23 protein-coding genes and 1 tRNA gene are annotated in these 23,957 nt (G+C 72.4%); 14 read left to right on the top strand and 10 right to left on the bottom strand.

The features are described 5' to 3' along the window. Window positions 1-67: 67 nt before the first annotated feature. From AB0J36_RS06180 to AB0J36_RS06165, 4 genes are all read left to right on the top strand, one after another. Window positions 68-151 (top strand) — tRNA-Leu (locus AB0J36_RS06180). Window positions 152-258: 107 nt separating this feature from the next. Beyond that, a complete protein-coding gene (locus AB0J36_RS06175) occupies window positions 259-1,074 on the top strand; it encodes a Bax inhibitor-1/YccA family protein (protein ID WP_357130093.1) in 816 nt (271 codons plus the stop codon). 136 nt (window positions 1,075-1,210) lie between these two features. Beyond that, window positions 1,211-1,969, top strand: a complete 759-nt coding sequence (locus AB0J36_RS06170) for a Bax inhibitor-1/YccA family protein (RefSeq protein ID WP_357174946.1) — start codon at window positions 1,211-1,213, stop codon at window positions 1,967-1,969. Between the two features lie 124 nt (window positions 1,970-2,093). Beyond that, window positions 2,094-2,414 carry a hypothetical protein gene (locus AB0J36_RS06165; RefSeq protein WP_357130087.1) on the top strand — a complete coding sequence of 107 codons (321 nt, stop codon included), beginning with the start codon at window positions 2,094-2,096 and terminating at the stop codon, window positions 2,412-2,414. A 97-nt stretch (window positions 2,415-2,511) separates the two neighbouring features. Here AB0J36_RS06165 and AB0J36_RS06160 read toward each other — a convergent pair whose 3' ends face one another. The 3 genes from AB0J36_RS06160 to AB0J36_RS06150 form a co-directional block, all read right to left on the bottom strand. Further along, entirely contained in the window at window positions 2,512-3,774 is a 1,263-nt protein-coding gene (locus AB0J36_RS06160) for an acetyl-CoA C-acetyltransferase (protein ID WP_357174943.1), read from the bottom strand. Window positions 3,775-3,852: 78 nt separating this feature from the next. Beyond that, window positions 3,853-4,665: an SGNH/GDSL hydrolase family protein gene (locus AB0J36_RS06155; RefSeq protein WP_357397530.1), complete on the bottom strand. Its 813-nt coding sequence runs from the start codon at window positions 4,663-4,665 to the stop codon at window positions 3,853-3,855. Then, a complete protein-coding gene (locus AB0J36_RS06150; protein WP_357130078.1) occupies window positions 4,662-5,711 on the bottom strand; it encodes an SGNH/GDSL hydrolase family protein in 1,050 nt (349 codons plus the stop codon). The genes AB0J36_RS06155 and AB0J36_RS06150 overlap by 4 nt, the downstream gene beginning before the upstream one ends. Window positions 5,712-5,861: 150 nt before the next feature. Here AB0J36_RS06150 and AB0J36_RS06145 point away from each other — a divergent pair, with 150 nt between their 5' ends. Further along, entirely contained in the window at window positions 5,862-6,218 is a 357-nt protein-coding gene (locus tag AB0J36_RS06145; RefSeq protein WP_355048830.1) for a YkvA family protein, read from the top strand. 72 nt (window positions 6,219-6,290) lie between these two features. Continuing rightward, a complete protein-coding gene (locus tag AB0J36_RS06140) occupies window positions 6,291-7,661 on the top strand; it encodes a cystathionine beta-synthase (protein WP_357130075.1) in 1,371 nt (456 codons plus the stop codon). A gap of 173 nt (window positions 7,662-7,834) precedes the next feature. On the opposite strand, the gene AB0J36_RS06135 is transcribed toward AB0J36_RS06140, so the two are convergent. The 4 genes from AB0J36_RS06135 to AB0J36_RS06120 all read right to left on the bottom strand — a co-directional run bounded on the left by AB0J36_RS06135 (window position 7,835) and on the right by AB0J36_RS06120 (window position 10,793). Continuing rightward, a complete protein-coding gene (locus tag AB0J36_RS06135) occupies window positions 7,835-8,344 on the bottom strand; it encodes a GNAT family N-acetyltransferase (protein ID WP_357397661.1) in 510 nt (169 codons plus the stop codon). Next, the gene (locus AB0J36_RS06130) at window positions 8,341-9,270 is read right to left on the bottom strand and encodes a ribonuclease Z (protein ID WP_357174934.1); all 930 of its coding nucleotides are present in this window, start codon (window positions 9,268-9,270) and stop codon (window positions 8,341-8,343) included. The genes AB0J36_RS06135 and AB0J36_RS06130 overlap by 4 nt, the downstream gene beginning before the upstream one ends. A gap of 363 nt (window positions 9,271-9,633) precedes the next feature. Further along, the gene (msrA, locus tag AB0J36_RS06125; RefSeq protein ID WP_357130066.1) at window positions 9,634-10,296 is read right to left on the bottom strand and encodes a peptide-methionine (S)-S-oxide reductase MsrA; all 663 of its coding nucleotides are present in this window, start codon (window positions 10,294-10,296) and stop codon (window positions 9,634-9,636) included. A 74-nt stretch (window positions 10,297-10,370) separates the two neighbouring features. Further along, the gene (locus tag AB0J36_RS06120) at window positions 10,371-10,793 is read right to left on the bottom strand and encodes an HIT family protein (RefSeq protein ID WP_357130063.1); all 423 of its coding nucleotides are present in this window, start codon (window positions 10,791-10,793) and stop codon (window positions 10,371-10,373) included. Between the two features lie 103 nt (window positions 10,794-10,896). Between AB0J36_RS06120 and AB0J36_RS06115 the strand changes: the two genes are divergently transcribed. The 5 genes from AB0J36_RS06115 to ilvA all read left to right on the top strand — a co-directional run bounded on the left by AB0J36_RS06115 (window position 10,897) and on the right by ilvA (window position 17,037). Then, window positions 10,897-11,946 (top strand): hypothetical protein, encoded by a 1,050-nt coding sequence (locus AB0J36_RS06115; protein ID WP_357397666.1) that lies wholly within the window; start codon window positions 10,897-10,899, stop codon window positions 11,944-11,946. Window positions 11,947-12,059: 113 nt separating this feature from the next. Continuing rightward, a complete protein-coding gene (locus AB0J36_RS06110) occupies window positions 12,060-13,202 on the top strand; it encodes a cystathionine gamma-synthase (RefSeq protein WP_357130057.1) in 1,143 nt (380 codons plus the stop codon). Between the two features lie 30 nt (window positions 13,203-13,232). After that, window positions 13,233-14,624 carry an amidase family protein gene (locus tag AB0J36_RS06105; RefSeq protein ID WP_357130407.1) on the top strand — a complete coding sequence of 464 codons (1,392 nt, stop codon included), beginning with the start codon at window positions 13,233-13,235 and terminating at the stop codon, window positions 14,622-14,624. Between the two features lie 47 nt (window positions 14,625-14,671). Continuing rightward, on the top strand, window positions 14,672-15,622 hold the full coding sequence (locus AB0J36_RS06100; RefSeq protein ID WP_357397669.1) for a DUF4328 domain-containing protein: 951 nt from the start codon (window positions 14,672-14,674) through the stop codon (window positions 15,620-15,622). Between the two features lie 194 nt (window positions 15,623-15,816). After that, complete coding sequence (ilvA, locus tag AB0J36_RS06095) at window positions 15,817-17,037, top strand: threonine ammonia-lyase (RefSeq protein WP_357174925.1); 1,221 nt, start codon at window positions 15,817-15,819, stop codon at window positions 17,035-17,037. Between the two features lie 48 nt (window positions 17,038-17,085). On the opposite strand, the gene greA is transcribed toward ilvA, so the two are convergent. Beyond that, window positions 17,086-17,583 (bottom strand): transcription elongation factor GreA, encoded by a 498-nt coding sequence (gene greA / locus AB0J36_RS06090; RefSeq protein WP_355048818.1) that lies wholly within the window; start codon window positions 17,581-17,583, stop codon window positions 17,086-17,088. A 157-nt stretch (window positions 17,584-17,740) separates the two neighbouring features. Further along, complete coding sequence (locus tag AB0J36_RS06085) at window positions 17,741-18,181, bottom strand: DUF4307 domain-containing protein (protein WP_357130047.1); 441 nt, start codon at window positions 18,179-18,181, stop codon at window positions 17,741-17,743. 201 nt (window positions 18,182-18,382) lie between these two features. Between AB0J36_RS06085 and mca the strand changes: the two genes are divergently transcribed. The 3 genes from mca to AB0J36_RS06070 all read left to right on the top strand — a co-directional run bounded on the left by mca (window position 18,383) and on the right by AB0J36_RS06070 (window position 22,316). After that, window positions 18,383-19,264 carry a mycothiol conjugate amidase Mca gene (gene mca, locus AB0J36_RS06080; protein ID WP_357130044.1) on the top strand — a complete coding sequence of 294 codons (882 nt, stop codon included), beginning with the start codon at window positions 18,383-18,385 and terminating at the stop codon, window positions 19,262-19,264. Between the two features lie 48 nt (window positions 19,265-19,312). Next, window positions 19,313-19,606: a hypothetical protein gene (locus AB0J36_RS06075; RefSeq protein WP_357130041.1), complete on the top strand. Its 294-nt coding sequence runs from the start codon at window positions 19,313-19,315 to the stop codon at window positions 19,604-19,606. 229 nt (window positions 19,607-19,835) lie between these two features. Next, the gene (locus AB0J36_RS06070) at window positions 19,836-22,316 is read left to right on the top strand and encodes a bifunctional diguanylate cyclase/phosphodiesterase (RefSeq protein ID WP_357397700.1); all 2,481 of its coding nucleotides are present in this window, start codon (window positions 19,836-19,838) and stop codon (window positions 22,314-22,316) included. A 16-nt stretch (window positions 22,317-22,332) separates the two neighbouring features. Here AB0J36_RS06070 and AB0J36_RS06065 read toward each other — a convergent pair whose 3' ends face one another. Then, entirely contained in the window at window positions 22,333-23,925 is a 1,593-nt protein-coding gene (locus AB0J36_RS06065) for a hypothetical protein (protein ID WP_357397674.1), read from the bottom strand. Window positions 23,926-23,957: the final 32 nt, after the last annotated feature.

Raw genomic sequence — 23,957 nt, 5'->3', positions numbered from 1 at the left:
ACGCCGGGTCGCCGCCGACCGGCTACGGTGACACTGCACCGTGCGTGTCGACGCGCGGGTGCCACCCGCCCGGGTGGTGGAACGGCAGACACGGCCGCCTTAAAAGCGGCTGCCGAAAGGCGTGCGGGTTCGACCCCCGCCCCGGGCACCATCCGGCACGGCCTCGCGTTCCCATTCGTGATCACCAGGAGTGGGTCGGGCAGTTTACTCTTGGTGGGCACGTTCACGTGCAAACGACCCCCTGAGGGAGGCCAGACAGTGAAGACCTCGAACCCGGTGCTCGCCCGGCTCGGCCAGGCGGCCGAGCGGGAGCGCTCCGCCGGGTACGCACCGACCGGGCCGTACGGACAGCCCGGCATTCCGCAGCAGTACCCGTCCCAGACCGGCTACCCGGCCGCACCGCCCACCGTGGCGCCCATGACCGTCGACGACGTGGTCGTCAAGACGGTCGCCCTGCTCGGCATCCTCGGCGTCACCGCTGCGGCCGCCTGGGTGCTCGTGCCCGACTCGCTCCTCGGCGCCGCCTGGATCGGCGCGGCGGTGGTCGGCCTGGTGCTGGGCTTGATCATCTCGTTCTCCCGGATGGCCAACCCGGCGCTGGTCATCGCGTACGCGGTGGTCGAGGGCGTCTTCGTCGGCATGGTCAGCAAGGCGTTCGAGACCTTCTACGACGGCATCGTGCTTCAGGCCGCCGTGGCGAGCTTCGGCATCTTCTTCGTGATGACGATGGTCTACAAGGCGAAGATCATCCGGGCCACCCCGATGTTCGTGAAGATCGTGTCGACGGCCATCATCGGCCTCGCCGCGGTGATGCTGATCAACCTGGTGCTGGCGCTGTTCGGCGTCAACACCGGGCTGCGGGACGGCAGCCCGCTCGCGATCGGCTTCAGCCTCGTCTGCATCGTGGTCGCGTCGCTGAGCTTCGTGCTCAGCTTCAAGGAGATCGAGGACGGCGTCCGGATGGGCCTGCCCCAGCGCTACTCCTGGGTGGCCGCGTTCGGCATCCTGGTCAGCCTGGTCTGGCTCTACATCGAGATCCTGCGCCTGCTGAGCTACTTCCAGGGCGACGACTGACCTCGTCCGCACCGCTGACCGGCGCCCGCTCCCGCTTCCCGTGGGGGCGGGCGCCGTCGTCCGCGCCGTTTCGCCGCCACCGCCGGGCCGTCCGGGGGAGAGTGAATCTCCTGGGGTACGGGCGAAGGAGGCGACGGTGCGCAGCGACAACCCGGTGCTCAACCGGCTGGACGAGACCGGCCGGTTGGAGTCCCGGGTGGTCAGCTCCCGCGACGTCGAGCCGATGACGGTCGACGACGTCGTGGTGCGTACCGTCGGATTGCTCCTGCTCACCGGCGCGACCGCCGCGGTGTCCTGGGCGGTGGTGCCCGACGCGGTGTGGTTGGGCGCGGCCCTGGCCGGCACCGCCCTGGCCTCGATCGTGCTGGTCCTGGTCATCTCGCTGCGGGGGATCACCAATCCGGTGCCGATCATCGGCTACGCGCTGCTCCAGGGGCTGCTGCTCGGGGTGGCCAGCCGGGCCTTCGAACAGGTCTACCCGGGGATCGTCGTGCAGGCGGTGGCCGGCACCTTCGGTGTGTTCCTCGGCATGGCCGCGCTGTACCGGGCCCGGGTGATCCGCGCGACCCCCCGACTGGCCCGGCTGGTGATCGGCACGCTGCTCGGCATCGCCGTGCTGAGCGTGGTCAACCTCGTGTCGTACCTGATCTCCGGCCGGTCGGGGTTGGCGGTCTACAGCGTCAGCGGGGAGGTCGGCTGGCTGCCGTACGCCTTCTCGGTGGTGGCGATCATCGCGGGCGCGTTCAGCTTCATCCTCGACTTCGACCTGGTCGAGCGGTCGGTGCGCGACGGCCGACCGCGCCGGTACGCGTGGCTGAGCGCGTTCGGTCTGCTGACCGGCCTGGTGTTCCTCTACTGGCAGTTGCTGCGGTTGCTCAGCTACCTGCGCCGCTGATCGACTCGCTTTACCGAATGTCGGGGTGTCCGGGGCGCGGGGATGCCCCGGTTTCCAGAAAGTCGAGTTGATCTCGGCTGCTCCGGCCGGTTGTGCGGCGTGGGTCGACCGTAGACTCGGCGCGGTGAGCGTAGCGGAGTTGGAGCAGGCCGTGCGGTTGCTGGTCGGCCAGGTCGGGCACTGGGAACAGCCGCGCTGGGCCGCGACCGCGACCACCGGCAACGTGCCCCGCGCCGACCTGGTGCACCGTCTGGTGCAGGAGGTCGCCAACCTCGCGGCCGACGCCGAGGGGCAACCACGGCGAACCGTGCCCCGGCTCGACAACGACCTGGCCCTGCCCGACCAACTGCGGGTGGTGACGGCCGACCTGCTCGCCGCCGGGGCCGACGCCGAGGTGCTGACGCGGGCCGCCGCCGAGGTGACGGCGACCCGCAACGCGCTGTGAGTAGCGGCGCGCCCGGTGCCGCGCGCCCGGCGACCCAATGCGGCTCGCCGGCTGCCCCCGGGCAGCCCGCAGCCGGGCGCCCGGCGCGCTCAATCCGTCAGCTGAGCCGCTCGAGCACCATGGCCATGCCCTGGCCGCCACCGACGCACATGGTCTCCAGACCGATCGTCTTGTCGTGCCATTCGAGGGCGTTGAGCAGGGTGCCGGTGATTCGGGCGCCGGTCATGCCGAACGGGTGCCCGACGGCGATCGCGCCGCCCATCACGTTCAGCTTCTCCTCCGGGATGCCCAACTGGCGGTAGGAGGGGATGACCTGAGCGGCGAACGCCTCGTTGATCTCGACCAGGTCGACGTCGTCGATGGTCATGCCCGCCCGGCGCAGCGCCTGCCGGGACGCCTCAACCGGCCCGAGGCCCATGATCTCCGGCGACAGCGCGGTGACGCCGGTGGAGACGATCCGGGCCAGCGGGGTCACGCCCAGCTCCTCGGCCCGCTGGGCGCTCATCACCACGACGGCGGCGGCCCCGTCGTTGAGGGGACAGCAGTTGCCCGCGGTGATCCGGCCGTCGGGGCGGAACACCGGCTTCAGCCCGGCGACCGCGTCGAGGGTGACGCCGGGTCGGGGACCGTCGTCGGTGCTCACCACAGTGCCGTCCGGCGTGGTGACCGGGGTGATCTCCCGGGCCCAGAAGCCGTCCGCGATGGCCTTCTCGGCGAGGTTCTGGCTGCGTACCCCGAACTCGTCCATGTCGGCGCGGGTCACGTCGTACACCTGGGCCAGGTTTTCCGCGGTCTGCCCCATGGTCAGGTAGATGTCCGGCAGGTCGCCGCTGTCGCGCGGGTCGGTCCACACCTCGGCACCGCCCTGGGCGCGGCGCTTCGAGCGCTCGGCCGCGGACGCGAAGCGCGGGTTCTCCCAGCCGCCGCCGACCAGCGCCTGCGCCTCCGGCGGCAGACCGTCGGAGCTGCCGCGCGCGTACCGGGAGACCATCTCGACCCCGGCGGAGACGAACACGTCGCCCTCGCCGGCGCGGATCGCGTGCAGGGCCATCCGGGTGGTCTGCAACGACGAGGCGCAGTAGCGGGTCAGCGTCGCGCCGGGCACGGTGTCCAGGCCGAGCAGGGTGGCCACCACCCGGGCCATGTTGAAGCCCTGTTCACCGCCGGGCAGGCCGCACCCGAGGTAGATGTCGTCGATGGTGCTCGCGTCGAGCTGGGGGATCTTGTCCAGGGCGGCCCGGACGATGGTCGCGGCGAGGTCGTCGGAGCGGACATCGCGCAGGGACCCCTTGTGGGCCCGGCCGATGGGGGAGCGGGCGGTAGCGACGATGACGGCATCGCGGGGCGACTCAATCGGCATGGGCCAACGTTAACCCGCCGGTAACATGGCGCGGAAGAAGCGAGGGCGGCGGGAAATGTCACCCTCGCCGGGCGTGCGTCACCGCCGGGAGGCGACCGCCGCGGCGGCCACGACGGCCGGTAGCAGGGCGTGCGCCCACACCCGGTAGCCGTCGGCCGACGGGTGGAAACCGTCGTGGCACAGCGTGCCCGCGTCGGCTCGGAACACCGGACCGGTCTCGGTGGCCAGGTCGACCACCGTCCCGCCCGCCTCCAGCGCCGCCGTGGTCTGCGCGCGGGCCATCCGCCGACCGGACCAGCCGACGAGCTGACGCAGCGGCGGCGCGATGGCGCGTACGGCCCCGAGGTCGGGGCAGGTGCCCACCACCACCTCGACGCGTGCCTCCCGCAGCCGGTGCACCGCCGCCCCCAGGTACGCGGACGCGTCGCCGGGCCGGCGCAGCCCGGTGGCGTCGTTCGCGCCGATCAGGATCAGCGCCACGTCGGGTCGCTCGCCGAGCAGGGCCCGGGCGACCTGGGTGGTCAGGTCGGTGGAGCGGGACCCCGAGACGCCGACGCTGGACAGGTGCACCCGACGGCCGGACGGCCCCTCGGCGAGGAGGTTGGCCAACTGCCCGCCGATGGTGTCCTCGAGGCGGTCGACGCCGACACCCAGTGCCGACGAGTCACCGAGCAGCACCAGGCGCAGCGGTGCGGCTTCGGCCCGGCCGATCGTGGCGCGCAGCGCCAGCCCCAGCTCCGGCTGGGCGTAGCGCCGGTGGCGCGCGACGAACGCTTCGCCGGCCAGGACGGCGGCGCCGCCCACCGTGCCGGCCAGCAGCGAGAGCGCCGCCGCCCGACCCAGCCGGCCGGGGAAGCCGGCGGTCACGTCCCGCTCGCTGCGCTCGTTCATGCCAGTCCCTCCACTGTCGAGGTGTCCGCGGAGCCTGCCTGCGGCACCGCGTGCACACCGAAGAACGCCCGGCGACGCAGCTGCGCCCACCGGCCGGCCGGCCCTCGGTCGCGGCCCCGGACCTGGGCGCCGCTGACCTCGGTGCCGGCGTGCCGGGCCGCCTCCTGCGCGGCCTCTGGCAGCGACCGTACGCCCTCGCCCCGCGCCGGTGTAACCCGTCGTTCGTGCCCCGCACCGAGCGCGGACAACATCGTCGGCAGCAGGGCGGCGGCGGCCATGGCGTACCCCTCGGCGGAGGGGTGGAACCGGTCCCAGGCGAACATCCGCAGCGGCTCGGCCGCGAACCGCGGGCCGAGCAGGTCGCCCAGGGACACCGTCCAACCGCCCGCCTCGACCACGGCCACCGTCTGCGCAGCGGCGAGCTGGCGACTCCACCGGTGCGCCAGCCAGCGCAGCGGTGGCTGGATCGGCCGGATCGCGCCGAGGTCGGGGCAGGTGCCGACGACCACCTCGCAGCCGGCGGCGCGCAGCGAGCGGACCGCCTCGACCAGGTAACGCACGGCCAGGCCGCGCGGGGTGCGGTTGGTGATGTCATTGCCGCCGATGAGGATCACCGCGATGTCCGGGGAGCAGTCGAGCGCCGCCTCCACCTGGTGACGTAGGGCCGCGGAGATGGCCCCGACCACCGCGAACCGGCGCAGCAGCACCGGCCGGTGCAGCCGCCGGGAGAGGCCGGTGGCGAGCAGCGCTCCGGGTGTCTCCCGGCGGCGGTGGACCCCGTAGCCGGCCGCCGACGAGTCACCGAGCACGACCATGGTGAGCGCGGGGCCGGGGAACTTCGCGCCGTACATCCCGTCGCAGCGCGGCGGGGGCGCCTCGGCCATCGGAATGGTGCGCCGGGCCTGGCGGGCCTGGCCGAGCAGCACGCCGCCGGTCGCCATCGCGGCCGCCGCGGTGGCGCCCGTGCCGATCGCCGCCAGTCGGGCGATCCGCCAGGCCTGCCGCCGGCGCGGACCAACGGGTACGACAGAACCAGCCACCCCCATATGGCGACATTATCGCGCCGGCCCGACACACCGCTGTCGTCGTCACGGCTCGCGGATGCCTGGAAACCGACGCGACGGGGTACCTGTCCGGTGGAGGCCGGCCGACTTGCGCCGACCCGCCACGCTGATCCGGCGGAGAGGAGCGCGACGATGGGGAAGACACTGAAGCGCAGCGCGGCGTTCGCGGCCCTGGCGCGGGCACTGATGGCGGGGGCGCGGGGCGGACCGTCGCTGGGGGCCCGGCTGGCGGCGCTGCCCCGGATGATCCGGGCCACCACCAGGGGCGAGTACGACGGTGGCCTCCGGCTGGCCCTCATGACGGCGGCCACGGCGTACATCGTCTCGCCCATCGACTTCCTGCCCGAGATCCCGCTGGCGATCTTCGGGCTGGCCGACGACGCCGTCATGGTCACCTGGCTGGCGGGCAGCGTGCTCTCCGAGACCGACCGCTTCCTGGAGTGGGAGGCCCGGCGCAGCTCGGTCATCCCCGGGGGTCTGGTGCACTGACGGCACGTACGCTGGGCGGCGAGGATACGTCTGCCCGGCCGCCGTCGCCGGCGCCGCAACGAAGGGCACACCGTGCAGTACTACGACAACGTCGTCGACATGATCGGCAACACTCCGCTGGTCCGCCTGCGGAGCGTCACCGAGGGCATCCAGGCCACCGTGCTCGCCAAGGTGGAGTACGTCAACCCGGGCGGCTCGGTGAAGGACCGCATCGCGCTGCGCATGGTCGAGGACGCCGAGGCGGCCGGTCTGCTCAAGCCCGGCGGCACCATCGTCGAGCCGACCAGCGGCAACACCGGCGTCGGGTTGGCCCTGGTGGCGCAGCTCAAGGGCTACCGGTGCGTCTTCGTCTGCCCCGACAAGGTCAGCCAGGACAAGCAGGACGTGCTGCGGGCGTACGGCGCCGAGGTGGTGGTCTGCCCGACGGCGGTCGCCCCGGAGGACCCGCGCTCGTACTACAACGTCTCGGACCGACTGACCCGCGAGATTCCCGGCGCGTGGAAGCCCGACCAGTACAGCAACCCGGCGAACCCGCGCTCGCACTACGAGACCACCGGCCCGGAGCTGTGGAAGCAGACCGAGGGCGGGCTCACCCACTTCGTGGCGGGCGTCGGCACCGGCGGCACGATCTCCGGCATCGGCCGGTACCTCAAGGAGGCCTCCGACGGCCGGGTGAAGATCGTGGGCGCCGACCCGGAGGGTTCGGTCTACTCCGGCGGCACCGGCCGGCCGTACCTGGTGGAGGGCGTCGGCGAGGACTTCTGGCCCGAGACGTACGACCGGGGCGTCGCCGATGAGATCATCGAGGTGTCCGACAAGGCGTCGTTCGAGATGACCCGGCGGCTGGCCCGCGAGGAGGGGCTGCTGGTCGGCGGCTCCTGCGGGATGGCAGTGGTGGCCGCGCTGGAGGTGGCGCGCAGGGCTGCCCCGGACGACGTCGTGGTGGTGCTGCTGCCCGATGGCGGCCGGGGCTACCTTTCGAAGATCTTCAACGACTCGTGGATGGCCCGGTACGGCTTCCTCGACAACTCCGGCGCCGAGCCCACTGTGGCCGACGCGCTGGCCAGCAAGCCGGGCGGGCTGCCCGAGTTGGTGCACGTGCACCCGACCGAGACGGTCCGCGACGCGATCGACTACATGCGTGAGTACGGTGTCTCGCAGTTGCCGGTGCTCAAGGCCGAGCCGCCCGTCGTGACCGGCGAGGTCGCCGGCTCGATCGCCGAGCGGGACCTGCTCGACGCGCTGTTCACCGGCCAGGCTCACCTGCACGACACCATCGAGCGGCACATGGGTGACCCGCTGCCGATGATCGGTGGCGGCCAGCCGGTCAGCGAGGCCGTGGGCCTGCTGGAGAAGTCCGACGCCGCCCTGGTCCTGGTCGACGGCAAGCCCAAGGGCGTCCTGACCCGCCAGGACCTCCTGTCCCACCTGGGCGCCCACTAACCGCCCACCCCACCCACCCACCCACCGCACCCACCCCACCCCACCGCGTCGATCATGGACTTGTGGTGGTGAGCAAAGGGGGCATCAATGCCTAAATTGCCCACCACAAGTCCATGATCGACGGGGGAGGTGGGGGCCGGGGGAGGTGGGGCCGGGGAGGGGAGGGGGAGGGGTTAGAGGGCGCGGGTGTAGCGGAGTTGGGTTGTGGGGGCCGTGCCCATCTTCTCTTCGCGTTCGGCCCCGGTCGGGGTCCAGCCGCCGCGCTCATAGAACGCGCGGGCGTGGGCGTTCTCCCGCAGCACCCAGAGCACCGCGCGACGCCAACCGCGGTCACGCATGGCGTCGAGCGCGTCCACCATCAACGCGCGGCCGGTGCCCCGCCCCTGCTCGGCCGGGTCCAGGTGGATCGCGTTGAGCAGCCCGGTCGTCGGATCGTCCTCGTCGTCCGGCCCCAGGTAGCTGAACCCGACGAGCCCGCCGACGCGTTCCGCCACGATCAGCCGGTGGGTGTCACGCTCCCAGCTCCACCGCTCGACCCAGTACCGTCCCATCGCCTCCCCGGTCGGTTTGGCCAGCGCCTCGGCCGGCAGGAACGAGGAGTACGCGGCGACCCGGGACCGTTGGTGCAGGGCACCGACCCCCATCAGGTCGTGATCGGTGGCGGGGCGGAGCGTGACAGTCACCCGGCCGAGGCTACCCGGCGCGGCGGGACCTGCACGGTGGTCAGATCCTCGGCGACAACCAGATCGCCGTCGAAGTGCGCGCGAGCCTCGTCATGGAACCGGCGCGGGTCGGGATAGCGCTGGGAGAAGTGCGTCAGCACCAGCGTGCGTACCCCCGACTCGGTCGCCACCCGCGCGGCCTGGGCCGCGGTCAGGTGGCCGACCTCGGCGGCCAGCGCGGCCTCCGACTCCAGGAACGTCGACTCGATGACCAGCAGGTCGGCGTGCTCGGCCAGGGCGTACACGCCGTCGCAGAGGCCGGTGTCCATCACGAAGGCGAATCGCTGCCCCGGTCGGGGCTCGCTCACCTCGTCCCGGGTGACGCGACGCCCGTCGAGGTCCAGGTGGCCGACGCGGATCAGCTCGCCGACGGCCGGGCCGGCGATGCCGTACGCGGCCAGCTTCTCCGGCAGCATCCGGCAGCCGTCCGGCTCGACGAGCCGATAGCCGTACGTCTCGATGGGGTGTCGCAGCCGGCGGGCCTCCAGCGTCCCGCAGCGCAGGGCGATCCGCTGCCCGTCGGTCTCGATCGGCGTTACCGCCAGCTCGGCGCTCTCGTAGAAGGAGGTGGCGTGCCGCAGCCGGGCGAAGTACTCGGCGCCGCCGGCCGGGAAGTGCACGGCGACCGGGTGCGGGACCCGGTCCAGTGAGAGCCGCTGGATCGTGCCGGGCAGACCGAGGCAGTGGTCGCCGTGGAAGTGCGTGACGCAGATCCGGGTCAGGTCGCTGGCGGTGACGGTGGTGTGCAGGAGTTGGCGCTGACTGCCCTCGCCCGGGTCGAAGAGGATCACCTCGTCGTCCCAGCGCAGCACGTAACCGTTGTGGTTGCGCTGCCGGGTGGGGGTCTGGCTGGCCGTCCCGAGAATCACCAGCTCGCGCATCGACACGCTGATCTCCCACCGAGATGAAGCGACCCCCGGGGCGCTCCACGCTGTCGCGTGGGCCGGCTGGACTAAGCCGGCACCCCGGGGGTCGGGTGGCTGTCGTGGTTTTCGCCGCACCGCTGCCACACGGTCTCGACGGTCGTACTGGTTGCCCGCCTCGCGGCGGACGATCACTGTCGAGGACAGCGGCTAGCGGACAGCCACCTCACGAGTCCGATTGCTATACAAGTCTGGACCACCTCCTTTCACGTGTACGGCCACGTTATCGAGTTCCCGCCGGGCTCGGCAACGGATTTCGATCACAGGGCCAAACGGGAATGCCCGGCCGCCTCGTCGGCAGCCGGGCATCGCGTTCACGCAGGTGGGTCAGCCGGCGGTACGGGCCACGCCGACCGGGCAGCTCAGGCCGTTCGGGCCGTGGTTGCAGTACCCGTTCGGGTTCTTGGTCGGCGCCAGGTACTGCTGGTGGTAGTCCTCGGCGAAGAAGTAGCTGCCGAGCGGGGCGATCTCGGTGGTGATCTCACCCTTGCCGGCCCGGGTCACGATCGGCTGGAAGGCGTCCCGCGACGACTCCGCGATGGCCCGCTGCTCGTCGGTGGTCGTGTAGATCGCCGACCGGTACTGGGTGCCCACGTCGTTGCCCTGGCGCATGCCCTGGGTCGGGTCGTGGTTCTCCCAGAAGACCTTCAGCAGGTCCTCGTACGTGATCTTGCTGGGGTCGTACACCACCTGGACGACCTCGGCGTGCCCGGTGCGGCCGGAACACGTCTCCTCGTACGTCGGGTTGGTGGTGAAGCCGCCCGCGTAGCCGGCGGAGGTCGTGTACACGCCGGGCAGCGTCCAGAACAGCCGCTCGGCGCCCCAGAAGCAGCCCATGCCGAAGACGGCCACCTGGAGGCCCTCCGGGAACGGACCCTTCAGCGGGGTGCCCAGAACCTCGTGGCGGTCGGCGACCGGCATCGAGATCGGGCGGCCCGGCAGGGCCTGCTCGGGCGTGATCATCTCGGCGTTCATACGGCGCAGGAACACGGTGGGACTCCTCTCATGCGTCTCCCAGCGTGTAACACCGGTGGGTTCTGCTTCCTTACCCGCGCCACTGTGACTCAGGCCCCGCCGTCGAGGGCGGTGGCGATCCGGTCGGCGTAGGTCTGTGCCTCGGCGTCGTCGCTGTACCGGGTGCGCGGCCAGAAGAAGCCACGCAGCCCGTCACCCTTGGTGCGGGGGACCACGTGGGTGTGCAGATGGGGGACGGACTGGGACACCCGGTTGTTCATCGCCACGAACGTCCCACCGGCCCCCAGGCCGGCCTCCACCGCCACGGCCAGCCGCTGGACCAGCGCGAAGTAACCGGGTAGCAGGTCGGCCGGCAATTCGGCCAGGGTCACCAGGTGCGTCCGGGGCACCACCAGCACGTGCCCCGCGAAGACCGGGCGGGTGTCCAGGAACGCCACCCCGTCCGGCTCGTCGGCGACCCGGAACGCCGGAACGTCACCCGACACGATCCCGCAGAACACGCACCCGTCCATCGCGCCAGGCTATAGCGCCGATCTGCGCTGACCTGCCCCCCACGTACGCATCGACTGTGGTACTCATTTACGGGTCTGGATCAAGAACATGGGGGGGACGCACGTGCACAGCAAGAGAGGCACGACCCTGGCACTGGCCGTACTGGCCGCCGGGTTGCTCACCGCCGGTCTCCCGGGCCCCGCCCAGGCCGCACCCGCGCCGACGGCCACCCCGCTGTCGTTGCCGGCGGTGGCCGACGTGGTCTCGGCCGGTGACCGGGTCTTCGTCAGCGGCGGGCCGTCCTCGACCGACGTCGTGGTGGCCAGCGCGACGGGTGCGGTCGTGGGCACCCTGTCCGGCCTGCCCGGTCCGACCGACCTGTTGCTCAGCGCCGACCGGCAGACCCTCTACGTGGCGCTGCCGACCGCTAATGCCATCGCCGCCTTCGACACCGGCACGCTCGTCGAGTCGGCCCGGTACGACACCGGCGCGGGCGAGTGCCCGTCGTCGCTGGCGCTGACCGGGCGGTACCTGTGGTTCGGGTACGGCTGCGGAGGCTGGGACGGCAACATCGGCCGGATCGACCTGGGCCGCCAGCCGGCGCGGGTGACCACGGGTCTGGACACCGGTAGCGGCTTCTACGGCGCTCCGCTGCTGACCGCCGCCAGCCAGAACCGTTCGGTGCTGTTGGCCGGGCAGCCCGGCCTGAGCCCCGCGTCGGTATACACGTACACGATCGGCACCGGTGGTGCGCTGAGCGCGCCGGGCACCAACGAGTTCATGGCGATTGGCAGCAACCTGCGCGACATCGCCCTCGACCCGACCGGCGCGACCGTGTTCACCGCGTCCGGCGCCCCGTACGAGGTGCAGGCGTTCCCGTTCGCCGACATCACCACCCCGTCGGCGACCTTCCGCACCGGCGCGTACCCCAATGCGGTCGAGGTCTCGCGCGACGGCACCCGGATCGCTGGCGGCGCGGACGCCTCCTACGACCCGGACGTGTTCGTCTTCTCCACGGGCGGCACCGAGCTGGCCCACTTCGAGCTGGGCGACGAGCTCAGCCCCGGCGCGCTGGCCTGGGCCCCGAACGGCGCCCGGCTCTACGCGGTCTCCTACGACTGGACCGGAAACCACCCGGTCACCCTGCACGTCCTGCCCGTCCCGGCCGCCTGAGGGCCGTTCCCGACGCTGAACCGGAGCGTGGGGTCGGACCGGATGGGTCCGGCCCCCGCCCGGGGCGCGGGTTCCGTGCCGGGTCGCCGGGACGGGGCACTAGCCTCACCAGAATGAGTCACGGCTTCGAGACGCTCGCCATTCACGCCGGTCAGGACCCCGAGGCCCGGACCGGCGCGGTGATCCCGCCGATCTACCAGACCAGCACGTACGCCCAGGACGCCGTCGGCGCGCCTCGGCTCGGCTACGAGTACAGCCGCTCCGGCAACCCGACCCGCGACGCCCTCCAGGAGTGCCTGGCCGCGTTGGAGAGCGGGCCGGTGGGTCTCGCCTTCGCCAGTGGCCTGGCCGCCGAGGACACCCTGCTGCGGGCGGTGTGCCAGCCGGGCGACCACGTGATCATTCCGGACGACGCGTACGGCGGCACCTACCGGCTCTTCGCCCGGGTGGCCCAGCGCTGGGGGCTGGAGTTCACGCCGGCCAAGGTCTCCGACCCGGCCGCGGTCCGGGCCGCCGTGCAGCCCGGACGGACGAAGATCATCTGGGTGGAGACGCCGACGAACCCGCTGCTCGGCATCGCCGACATCGCCGTCCTGGCCGGTGTGGCGCACGACGCCGGCGCGCTGCTGGTGGTCGACAACACCTTCGCCTCGCCGTACCTTCAGCAGCCGATCGCCTTCGGCGCGGACGTGGTGGTGCACTCCACCACCAAGTACATCGGCGGGCACTCCGACGTGGTCGGTGGCGCGCTCGTCGTCGCCGACGCCGCGCTCGGCGAGGAGCTGCGCTACCACCAGAACGCGATGGGCGCGATCAACGGCCCGTTCGACGCGTGGCTCACCCTGCGCGGCATCAAGACCCTCGGGGTACGCATGGACCGGCACTGCGACAACGCCGAGCGCCTCGCCGCCTACCTCGACGGGCACGCCAAGGTGTCCGAGGTGATCTACCCCGGGCTGCCTTCGCACCCTGGTCACGAGGTGGCGGCCAAGCAGATGCGCCGGTTCGGCGGCATGATCTCGTTCCGGGCCGCCGGCGGCGAGGACCACGCCGTCGAGATCTGCAACCGGGCCAAGCTCTTCGTGCTCGCCGAGTCGCTGGGCGGCGTCGAATCGCTGATCGAACACCCGGGTCGGATGACACATGCAAGTGCTGCCGGCTCGCCGCTTGAAGTTCCCGGCGATCTCGTGCGACTGTCTGTCGGCATCGAGACGGTCGACGACCTGCTCGCCGATCTGGAGCAGGCGCTGGGCTGACCGCTGGGGAGGACGGCCGTGCAGGACATCATGGCGACCTGGGTCGGGGCGACCGCCAAGCAGATCGCCCGGGGCGTACGGCGGGGTGACGTCTCGGCCACCCAGGTCGTTGCCGACCACCTCGAGTACATCGCCTCGGCCGACCGCGAACTGGCCGCGTTCCGCGCCGTTCGCGGCGGCGAGGCGATCACCGAGGCGGAGAAGGTCGACGAGCAGGAGGACCTGGCCAACCTCCCCCTGGCCGGGGTGCCGGTGGCCGTCAAGGAGAACACCCCGGTCGCGGGCCTGCCCACCTGGAACGGGTCGGCCGCCGCGCGGACCGAGGTCGCGGAGGCCGACCACGAGGTCGTCCGGCGGCTGCGGGGCGCCGGCGCGGTGATCCTCGGGGTCACCCGGATGCCGGAGCTGGGACTCTGGGCGCTCACCGACGACGACAGCGCGGTGACGCGCAACCCGTGGGACAGCACGCGTACCCCCGGCGGTTCCTCGGGCGGCGCGGCCGCCGCGGTCGCCGCCGGCCTGGTGCCGATCGCGCACGGCAACGACGGCCTCGGCTCGATCCGCATCCCGGCGGCCTGCTGCGGCCTGGTCGGCCTCAAACCCGGCCGCGGTGTGGTGCCCTGCCAGCTCGGCGCGGACGACTGGTTCGGTCTCACCGAGCACGGGATGCTTGCCAGCACGGTCGCCGACGCCGCCGTCGGCTTCTCGGTGCTCGCCGGCCGACGCCCGGAGAAGCTGGTCCCGCCGCAACGGCTGCGCGTCGGTGTCTCGCTGCGCTCTCCGGTACGCGGAGTCTCGCCGGACGCGCCCAACCGGGACGCGGTGGCCGCGGCCGGCCGGCTGCTCGCCGCCGCCGGCCACGACACCGTGCCGGCCGATCCGGTCTACCCCACGGCCCTGGGCCTGCAGGGCCTCGCCACCTGGTTCGCCGCGGCAGCCGCCGACGTCCGGGCCGCCGGGCTGGACCGGCGCGGTCTGCAACGCCGTACCCGGCGGCACGTCGCGCTGGGCGAGTGGGCACAGCGGCGCGGCTACGTCCGGGAGGCCGACCGGGTCGCCTGGCGGCAGCGGTCCGTCGACTTCTTCACCGACCACTCCGTCGACCTGCTGCTCACGCCCGCCCTGGCGAGCGCGCCGCCGGAGGCCGGCCGCTGGTCGGAGCGGTCCTGGCGGGCGAACCTGTCGGCCAACATCAGGTACGCCCCGTACGCCGCGCCGTGGAACGTCGCCGGCCTGCCGGCGATCGTCGTACCGGTGGGACGCCGCCCGGACGGCCTGCCGGTCGCCGTGCAGATCGTCGGTCCGCCCGGCTCGGAGCTGCTGCTGCTCGGTGTGGCCGGTCAGTTCGAGATGACCGCCCCGTGGGTGCGCCACGCGCCCGGCTATCCCCTCGTCGGAACGGGGTCGCCGGCCAGCGCATGATCGTCTAGCGTGTGCGCGCACCATCGCGCGAACCACGGGGGACACCAATGCGCTGCCAGACCTGCGGAGACGCCACGTCCTCCGAGCACAACGAATGCCCGCGTTGCTACACGCCGCTCGGCCAGCCGGCGGTCACGCCGGGGCTGCCGACCTACCGCGTACGGGGGATCGGGCTGGCGGCCAGCGTCGCGGTCGGCGCGACCGCCGTGCTCTACCTGGTGGTGGCGCTGTCCCCGCTGATCGGGATGGCGCTGGCCCGGCGGGCCATGGCCGACGACGACCCGGACCTGCTCCTCGGTGTGGTGATCATCAACGTCCTGGTGGCGCTGACCATGGCCGTCGTCTACCTCACCGCCGCCGTCCTGGTGATCATCTGGACCTGGCGGGCGCGCAAGAACACCGACGCCTTCCCCGGCGCACTGCCCACCCTCGGAGCGGGCTGGGCGATCGCCGGCTGGCTGGTGCCGTTCGCGAACTTCGTGGTGCCGGCCCGGGTCGTGGCGAACATCGCTCGGGACAGCCTCTGGCGGCGGTTCACGCCCACCCTCGTGAGCGTCTGGTGGTGCTCCTGGCTGGTGTTCAGCATCGGCGAGCGGCTGAGCAGCCGCCTCGACGACAGGGCGTACGCGAAGCTGCCGGAGACCCCGTTCAACGACGCCGGCTACCAGGCGTACGTCGACCACTACCGGGACTCGTTGCTTCGCAACGCCCTGCCGGCGCTGGGCTGCGCGGTCGCGGCGGTGACGCTGATCCTGCTGATCCACCGGATCTCCGCCGCCCAGGAGGCCCGGATCGCCCGCGCCGCCCCGGCGTGGCCGACCGCCCCGGTCTGGCCAGCACAAGCCTGGCCGCCGGCCCCGGTCACGTCGGCAGGCCAGCCCGCCCCGGCGGCCCCGGCGGCCGTGGCGCCCTCGGCGGCCGTGGCGCCCTCGGCGGCCGTGGCGTCCCCGGCGGCCGTGGCGCCCTCGGAGACGCCGGGGGCCGCGCCCAGGTCGTGATCCACTCCAGATCGCCGATGTGGCGCTGTCCGGGCGACCCGACAGCCCCACGTCGGCGATCTGGAGTGGATCAACGCGGGGGCGGCCCGCAAGTCGGGCGATCGGGGCGTCCGAGGACCGTCGACGCGGGTGGTCGCGTCGCGTACCCCGGTGTCGCCGCCGAGGCCGCCGGGCCCGGATGGCACGATCGGGGCATGACGGAACTGGTCGGCCTCGACGACGTACGGGCTGCGCGGAAACTGCTCGCCGACGTCGTCCGGACCACCCCGCTGGAGCCCTCCCGGCCGCTGAGCGCGGCACTGGGCGGGCCGACGTGGCTCAAGTGCGAGAACGTGCAGCGCGCCGGCTCGTACAAGGTGCGCGGCGCGTACGTGCGGATCTCCCGGCTGTCGGCGGCGGAGCGTGCGCGTGGCGTGGTCGCGGCGAGCGCCGGTAACCACGCCCAGGGCGTCGCGCTCGCCGCCGGGTTGGTCGGCACGCACGCGACGGTCTTCATGCCGGTCAACGCGCCGCTGCCGAAGGTCGCCGCCACCAAGGGGTACGGCGCGCAGGTCGAGCTGGCCGGCAACACCGTCGACGAGTCGCTGGTGGCCGCACAGACGTACGCCGAGCGGACCGGTGCGGTGCTCATCCACCCGTTCGACCACCGGGACGTGATCGCCGGGCAGGGCACGGTGGCGTTGGAGATCCTCGAACAGTGTCCCGACGTGCGGACGATCATCACGGGCGTGGGCGGCGGCGGCCTGATCTCGGGCATGGCGGTGGCCGCCAAGGCGCTCCGCCCGGACGTACGCATCATCGGGGTGCAGGCGGCGGGCGCGGCGGCCTTCCCGCCCTCCCTGGTGGCCGGAGAGCCGGTCCGGCTGCCGGCGTTCGCCACCATCGCGGACGGCATCGCGGTCGGACGGCCGGGGGAGATCACCTTCAACCATGTCCGCAAGCTCGTCGACGAGATCGTCACGGTCTCCGAGGAGGACATCTCGCGGGCCCTGCTGATGCTGCTGGAGCGGGGCAAGCAGGTCGTCGAACCGGCCGGGGCGGTCGGCGTGGCCGCGCTCCTGGCCGGCGTGGTGGAGGTGGAGACGCCGGTGGTGGCGGTCCTCTCCGGCGGCAACATCGACCCCCTGCTGATGATGCGGGTGATCGAGCACGGTCTCGCCGCGGCCGGCCGCTACCTGCGGGTGACCGTGCGCTGTTCGGATCGGCCCGGGCAGCTCGCGTCACTGCTCAGTCAGATCGCCGAGCACCGGGCCAACGTGGTGGACGTGGAACACCAGCGGGCCAACCCGCACCTCGGCCTCGGCGAGGTGGAGGTGGCGCTGTCGGTGGAGACCCGTGGTGTGGAGCACTCCGACACGTTGATCAGCGCGCTGCGGGCCAGTGGCTATCAGGTGGTGTTCGCCGCCGAGGCGTGACAGGCGGTGCCACGCCCCGGCGGCGTTACACCGTAGGGGAGCTGCCGCTCAGCCGGAGAACGGCTCGAAGCTGACCACGGTCACCTTGATGTCGGCGCCACTCGGTGCCGTGTAGGTGCAGGTCTGCCCGGCGCGACCACCCAGGATCGCCTTACCCAGGGCCGACTCGGGGCTGTAGACCGTCAGGTCGGTGGTGGCGGCGATCTCCCGCGAGCCGAGCAGGAAGGTCTCGGTGTCGTCGGTGTCGTCGTCGAAGTAGATCGTCACCACCATGCCGGGTGACACCGCGTCGGCCGTCGGCGCGGCGCCGACCTTGGCGGTGCGCAGCAGCTCCTGCAGGTAGCGGATGCGACCCTCAGCCTTGCCCTGCTCCTCACGGGCGGCGTGGTAGCCGCCGTTCTCCCGCAGGTCGCCCTCTTCGCGGCGGGCGTTGATCTCGGCCGCGATCGCCGGCCGGTTGGCGATGTGCTCGTCGAGCTCGGCCTGGAGGCGGTCGTACGCGTCCTGGGACAGCCAGGTGGCGGGCGCCTCGTTGCCAGTGGACACAGGCGTTCTCCTTGGTTGTGCGTGGCTGGCTGACAGGTGAACTACCAAGTTACCAGTGCGGTACGACACAGCGTGTCGGCGATCACCGCTGGTGTCCGGATCCGGCACCCGCGCTCGATGCCGGGCGACGGCCGTTACCGGGTGATGTCTCCGCAGTTCAGGACGGCGCTCGGCAGCGCAGCACCTCGCCGATGAACGGTCGGGCGCTGGTGTTCAGCCGGTGCCGGGCGCCGACGTGCCGCTCACCCGGGCCGGCGGTCACCGTGACCTCGTCGCGGCCCACCTCGACGCCGGCGCGGTCCCGGGCGCGCAGGACGCAGACGGCCGAGCCGCCCTCCGGCACACGTACCCGGAAGTCGACCACCACCTGGTTGTCCGTGATGTCGGTGTACGTGATCACCTGGGCGTCGTAGACCGGGTCGCCGTACTGCCGGTAGAGCCGCAGTGAGATCAGGCTCAGCCCCACCACCAGCACCAGGAGCACCAGGGCGGCCAGCAGCGTACGACGCCGGCCTCCGCCGGGTGCCCGGCGTCGGCCGTAGCGCCCGGCCGGGAAGACCGGCGCGCCCGGTGAAATTGTGGCGTGCGTCTCGGTCACCGGCGGGTATCTCCTGGCGTTGTTGTCGGCGGCATCGGCAAGAATGGCAGGAGTCCATCCTCCCAGCCCGGCCGAATGCCAGGAACGGCAGGTCGGGTCCCGCAGGTGCCGACCGGCGGCGGGGCGGGGGAGGTTCCTGGCAGGTCAGCCGGTCGAGCCCGGTCGGGTCCACCGGCCGACACAGACGAGGAGCGCCGTAAGTTGGCAGAGCAGCTGCGTCTCATGGCCGTCCACGCGCACCCGGACGACGAGTCGAGCAAGGGTGCGGCGACGATGGCGAAGTACGTCGCCCAGGGGGTCGACGTGCTGGTGGTGACGTGCACCGGCGGTGAGCGCGGCAGCGTGCTCAATCCCAAGCTCGACCGGCCCGACGTCTGGGCCAACATCGCGGACATCCGGCGGGCCGAGATGGACGCCGCGCGGGCGATCCTCGGCGTCGACCAGGCCTGGCTCGGGTTCGTCGACAGCGGCCTGCCCGAGGGCGACCCGCTGCCGCCGCTCCCCGAGGGCTGCTTCGCCCTCCAGGAGGTCGAGGTGGCCGCCGGCCCGCTGGTCCGGCTGATGCGGGAGTTCCGTCCGCACGTGGTGACCACGTACGACGAGGAGGGTGGCTACCCCCACCCCGACCACATCATGTGCCACAAGGTGAGCGTGGCCGCCTTCGAGGCCGCCGGTGATGCGGAGCGCTACCCCGAGCTGGGCGCCCCCTGGCAGCCGCTGAAGCTCTACTACGACATCGGCTTCTCCAAGGCCAAGATCATGGCGCTGCACGAGGCGGTGCTGGCCACGGGCGCCGAGTCGCCGTACGAGGACTGGCTCAAGCGCTGGGACGAGCGTCCGGACAAGGGCCCACGGATCACCACCCGGGTCGACTGCGCCGAATACTTCCCCGTGCGGGACGACGCGTTGCGCGCCCACGCCACCCAGGTCGACCCGGACGGCTTCTGGTTCCACGTGCCCATGGAGATGCAGCAGCAGGCCTGGCCGACGGAGGATTTCGAGCTGGTACGCACCATGGTGGAGAGCCCGCTGCCCGAGTCCGACCTCTTCGCCGGAGTGCGGGAGACGGCGCACGCGCGCTGATCCCGGCCAGGGCTACCCTGGTAGGCAATCGCACATCGGAGGACGACCATGCTGACCGCTGCCCAGGTGCTCGCGGAGAACAACTTCGGGGACACCCGCACGGGTGGTCTGGCCGGCCCGATGGGCCTCCTCCTCATCCTGCTGCTGGCTACCGCCACCATCCTGCTGATCCGCAACATGAACGCCCGACTGCGGCGTCTGCCCGACCGGTTCCCGCAGCCGGGGCCGGCGGTCGATCCGACCAGGGCCGACGCTTCAGTCGTCGATCCGACAGACGGGACCGGCGCGCATGATTCATCCACGCACGCTCCCAATGGGCACCAGCAGCAGCGGAACGGGTAGTCCGCGCGTGATTCACGCCGAACCGGGTGGCGGACCCCTGTTGCGACCACCCGGTTTGGCTTAGCCTTCCGCCGGGGGACCAAAAGTCCCCGAGACGTGCGCGGGAGGGGGCGCCGATGGCCAGCACAGCACCGGCTGCCCGCCGTACCGTTGGTCGGTCGGCTGACGGGGAAGGTCGATGACCTCCGCTCCGGCCGGCGACCCGTTCGACCGGCTCGGGGTGCACGGCATGCCGGTCCGGCTGCGCGTGCTGACGGTCGCGGTGACGCTGACCGCGCTGGTCGCCGCCGTGGTCGGGTTGACGCTTCCGTCCGGGCTGCCGGCCGACGACCCGCTGGGTGGTCCGGCCCGCTTCGGCATCGCGGTCGGTGTCCTGGCCCTGGCCCAACTCGCCCGGCTCCGGTTCCGCGGGACCGCCGGCATGGTCAGCATCACCTGGGGTGAAGCGGCCCTGATCGTCTGCCTCTATCTCGCTCCGGCCGGCTGGCTGCCGTCGGCCACGCTGATCGGCGCCGGGCTGGCCTGGACGGGGTTGTCCCTGCACAGCGACCGCCGCCCGCCGCTGGAGATCGTCCGGATCGCCGCGTCGCTGGCCGCCGCGTCGGCGCTGGCCGTGTCCGTCACCACCGCGTTGGGGCACCCCCTGCTCACCCCGCCCACTCCGGTGCTGGCGCTTGCCGTGATCGCCGGGTCGGTGACGTACCTGATGGTGACGGGTTGGCTCGGCGCGGTGAGCCTGAGCCTGCGGCACGGGCTGCCGATCGGGCCGCCGCTGCTGACCGCGCTGCGCGGCAAGTTGCTGATGTTCGTCGGCAACGTGGCGGTCGGCCTGGTCGTGATCGCGCTGCTGGAGCTGGACCCGCGCTGGTTGCTGCTGCTCCCGCCGCTGCTCTGGCTGCTGCAACAGACCTACCGTTACCGCCTGCGGGCGGACCAGGAACGTCGGACGTGGCGCGCCTTCGCCGAGGCCACCGCCGCTCTCAACCAGCTCGACGAGCGGGGCGTCGCCAGCGCGGCGGTGACGGGCGCGCTGGCGCTGTTCAACGCCGAGTTGGTCGATGTCGAGGTGGCCCGGCCCGACGGCAGGTGGCGTCGCTACCGGGGGGACGCCGGGGGCCAGTTGCTCGACCGGGAGGTCGGCCCGCCCGACAAGTCGGAGCCCGACGAGTACGAGTTGGTCCGCCCCCTGTCGGTGGGCGCCGTGCCGGTCGGTCGGCTCCGGGTCCGGTTCCCCCGCTCCGCCCCGCCCACGACCCGCGAACGGGACGCGGTGGCCGCGTTCGGTGACGCGCTCGCCGCCGCGCTGCACGACGCCGCGACCCACCGCGAACTGCGCCTGGTCACCGCCCGATCGTCGTACGAGGCGGTGCACGACGCGCTCACCGGGCTGGCGAACCGTACGGCCATGCTCGGCAAGGGCGACCAGTCGTTGCGGCAGCTCGCACACGACCACCCGGTGGCCCTGCTGCTGTTGGACATCAACCAGTTCAAAGAGGTCAACGACACCCTCGGACACGCGGCCGGCGACCAGTTGCTGCGGCTGACGGCCAATCGGCTCAGCGCGTTGGCCCGCCCGGGTGACCTGCTCGGCCGGCTCGGCGGCGACGAGTTCGCGCTGCTGCTCACCTCGGTTCCCGTGCTGGGTGACCGGGCCGCGCCGATGGCACACGCGCTGCGTCAGGCTCGTGAGATCGCCGAGCGGCTGGCCGCGCCGACCGAGGTGGCCGGGGTGCGGATGTCCATCGAGGTCTCGGTGGGCGTGGTCGTGGCCGACGCCGGCACCGCCGATCTGACCGAGCTGCTGCGCCGCGCGGACATCGCCATGTACCAGGCCAAGGAGGGTGGCGGCAGCGTTGCCGCCTACGACAGCACCCGGGACGCGGCCAGCACCGACCAGCTCGCCCTGCTCGCCGAACTGCGCGAGGCGCTGAAGGTCGACGACCAGTTGGTGTTGGCGTTGCAGCCGGCGGTCGACCTGGCGACCGGCGCTCCCACCGGGGTGGAGGCGCTGATCCGCTGGCAGCACCCCCGGCGCGGCTGGCTGGGCCCGGCCGACTTCATCCGCCCGGTGGAGAACAGCGAACAGCTCGGCACGTTCACCCGGTACGTGCTCGACAAGGCGCTCGGGGTGGCCGCCGGGTGGGCCCGCGAGGGGCTGGACGTCCCGATCTCGGTCAACCTGTCCGCGCGTAGCCTGCTCGACCCCCGCCTCCCGGCGGAGATCGGCGACGCGCTGCGCCGCCACCAGGTGCCACCCCGCCGACTGGTCCTGGAGATCACCGAGACGGTGGTGATGAGCGAGCTGGAGATCATCGACGAGGTGCTCGCCAACCTCCGGTCGATGGGCGTACAGCTCGCGGTGGACGACTTCGGCACCGGCTTCTCCTCGTTGACGTTCCTGACCCGGATCGCCGTGGACGAGTTGAAGGTGGACCGCTCCTTCGTGATCCGGATGGCCGACTCGCCGGAGGCCGCGGCGATCGTCCGGACCACCGTCGGGCTCGCCCACGAGTTGGGGCTGCGGGTGGTCGCGGAGGGCGTGGAGACGGCCGAACAGCGGCTGGCCCTGGCCGAGCTGGGCTGCACGTCCGCGCAGGGCTACCACTTCTTCAAGCCGATGCCGGCCGACAAGATCGGTGCGGTGCTGGGCACGCTGCGCGACTCGGCCGAGTCGAACGTCTTCCGGCTGCGCGCCGACGGCGCCTCCTGACCGCTCGGCGCTCCCGTCAAGCGGGTCGCCGCAGCAACTCCCACATGACCGGCACCGGCAGCGCCGGATGGGCGCAGGCCGCCCGGAGCACGTCCCGTTCGACGTCGCCTCGGGCCAGCTCCGCCAATGCCTCCGGTCGGGTGTTCCGGTGCTCGGCGATGGCGAGCCGGGTGACGTGGTCGGCACCGTCGAGCAGCCGGGCCAGCAGCTCGCCCGACGCGCTCCAGTTCTCTGCCAGAAGATGGGGCTTGACGGGCAGCCGGCTCAGCACGTCGGGCGGGGTCCGCGAGTTGCTCGCGAGCGCCGCACCGATGCCCCGGACGGGCGTCTCGGCGAGTCGGCGCAGGATCTCGGGATGCCCACAGTGCCGGGCGAGCCAGCGGCGGACCATGGGGTTGCGGTCCTGGGCCAGTTGAGCGGCGGTCTCCTCCGACAGCGACCAGTTGGCGGCGGCGGCAGCGCGTACGCGTGCTGATCGGGACCCCGCGCACTGCGTCAGGAGGGTCTGGAGCGCTTCCTTCGCGTCTTCAACCGGCCACGGCCTCGGACCGGGCTCGCAACCCGACTTCCACCTGCCGAGCAGGTCCTGGAGTTGCTCGACGGAGAGCCGGTCGGCAACTGCCTCCAACCGCTCCAGGTTGGGCAGCGGCCGGAAGCTGTCCTTCGTGAATCGTTCGACAGCCGTACGGGCCACCGTCTCGTCGACATCGCGGGTCAGCGTCGTCAGGGTCTCCGTCGACGTGGCGGAGTGCAGCGCGACCGCTCGGCGGACCTCGGGATCGCTGTCCCGGGCGAGAACCGCCAGCAGGGGGCTGGAGACGTGCTCCGACCAGGTCAGCGCGCGACGGACGGCGACGACCGGGTCCTCGGACAGCGCCACCATCGCCGCTACGGACAGGCGTCCCCACTGGGCGGCCGTCGCGCGGGCCTCCGGGTCGGGGCTGGCGGCCAACTCCTCGCCCAGCCAGTCTCCGGCCTGTTCGATGGCTTCCGCCCGGATGGCGGGGACCTCGTCGTGCGCCAGGATCTCGGCGATCTCGGCTGAGAACTCGCGTTGGCCGATCCCATCGCGTACGGCCGGGTCGGGGTCGCGGGCCAGCTTGGCCTGGATTTCCGGGCTGACATTGGTGAGGAAGGCGATACTTCGTCGCACCTGGGGGTGGGGATCGTCGGCGAGCGCGGCCACGGTCTCCGGTGGGCACGCCTTCAGCCAGGGGACCTCGGACCGCAGCCGGTGGTCGGACGAGGCGCGGAAGGCCGCGATCGCGTCGGGCGGGAAGTCGCCCTCGAAAAGGAGGCGTTGCAACAGATGCGGGTCGCCGGTCTCGACCGTCACCGCCACCAGCGCCGCGACGACGTCAGGAATCTCCTGCGCCAGCGGCGAGTTCCCTTGCAGGCGCTCGGCGAGGACGAGCCGTGGCAGCCGACCGCCGTCCCGAACCAGGGCGAGCAGGACGTCGGTCGGGGCGGCCGGGTTCATCGCGAGTCCGGCGAGCCGGTTCTGGTCGCGGGTGTTGTCCGGGCCGGGCAGTTCGAGCCGCCAGCGCGCCCCCTCGCAGCAGCCCGTCCGGATGACCGTGGGCTCCGCCCAATTCCCCGTCTCGGACATCCGAGCACCATAGCGACACCGCAGCCGAACCG

The sequence above is a fragment of the Micromonospora sp. NPDC049662 genome, from assembly GCF_040675055.1.
In the GTDB taxonomy this organism is placed as follows: Bacteria; Actinomycetota; Actinomycetes; order Mycobacteriales; family Micromonosporaceae; genus Micromonospora.
The sequence above is the reverse complement of the archived record's forward strand: the minus strand, read 5'-3'. Positions and strand labels throughout refer to the sequence as shown.

What these genes read in the sequence shown, in the direction of transcription:
- AB0J36_RS06160 (WP_357174943.1), bottom strand. Translation starts at nt 3,774, where the DNA reads ATGCCGATTGAGTCGCCCCGCGATGCCGTCATCGTCGCTACCGCCCGC.
- AB0J36_RS06155 (WP_357397530.1), bottom strand. Translation starts at nt 4,665, where the DNA reads ATGAACGAGCGCAGCGAGCGGGACGTGACCGCCGGCTTCCCCGGCCGG.
- AB0J36_RS06150 (WP_357130078.1), bottom strand. Translation starts at nt 5,711, where the DNA reads ATGGGGGTGGCTGGTTCTGTCGTACCCGTTGGTCCGCGCCGGCGGCAG.
- AB0J36_RS06145 (WP_355048830.1), top strand. Translation starts at nt 5,862, where the DNA reads ATGGGGAAGACACTGAAGCGCAGCGCGGCGTTCGCGGCCCTGGCGCGG.
- AB0J36_RS06120 (WP_357130063.1), bottom strand. Translation starts at nt 10,793, where the DNA reads ATGGACGGGTGCGTGTTCTGCGGGATCGTGTCGGGTGACGTTCCGGCG.
- AB0J36_RS06110 (WP_357130057.1), top strand. Translation starts at nt 12,060, where the DNA reads ATGAGTCACGGCTTCGAGACGCTCGCCATTCACGCCGGTCAGGACCCC.
- AB0J36_RS06105 (WP_357130407.1), top strand. Translation starts at nt 13,233, where the DNA reads ATGGCGACCTGGGTCGGGGCGACCGCCAAGCAGATCGCCCGGGGCGTA.
- AB0J36_RS06100 (WP_357397669.1), top strand. Translation starts at nt 14,672, where the DNA reads ATGCGCTGCCAGACCTGCGGAGACGCCACGTCCTCCGAGCACAACGAA.
- ilvA (WP_357174925.1), top strand. Translation starts at nt 15,817, where the DNA reads ATGACGGAACTGGTCGGCCTCGACGACGTACGGGCTGCGCGGAAACTG.
- AB0J36_RS06075 (WP_357130041.1), top strand. Translation starts at nt 19,313, where the DNA reads ATGCTGACCGCTGCCCAGGTGCTCGCGGAGAACAACTTCGGGGACACC.
- AB0J36_RS06070 (WP_357397700.1), top strand. Translation starts at nt 19,836, where the DNA reads ATGCCGGTCCGGCTGCGCGTGCTGACGGTCGCGGTGACGCTGACCGCG.
- AB0J36_RS06065 (WP_357397674.1), bottom strand. Translation starts at nt 23,925, where the DNA reads ATGTCCGAGACGGGGAATTGGGCGGAGCCCACGGTCATCCGGACGGGC.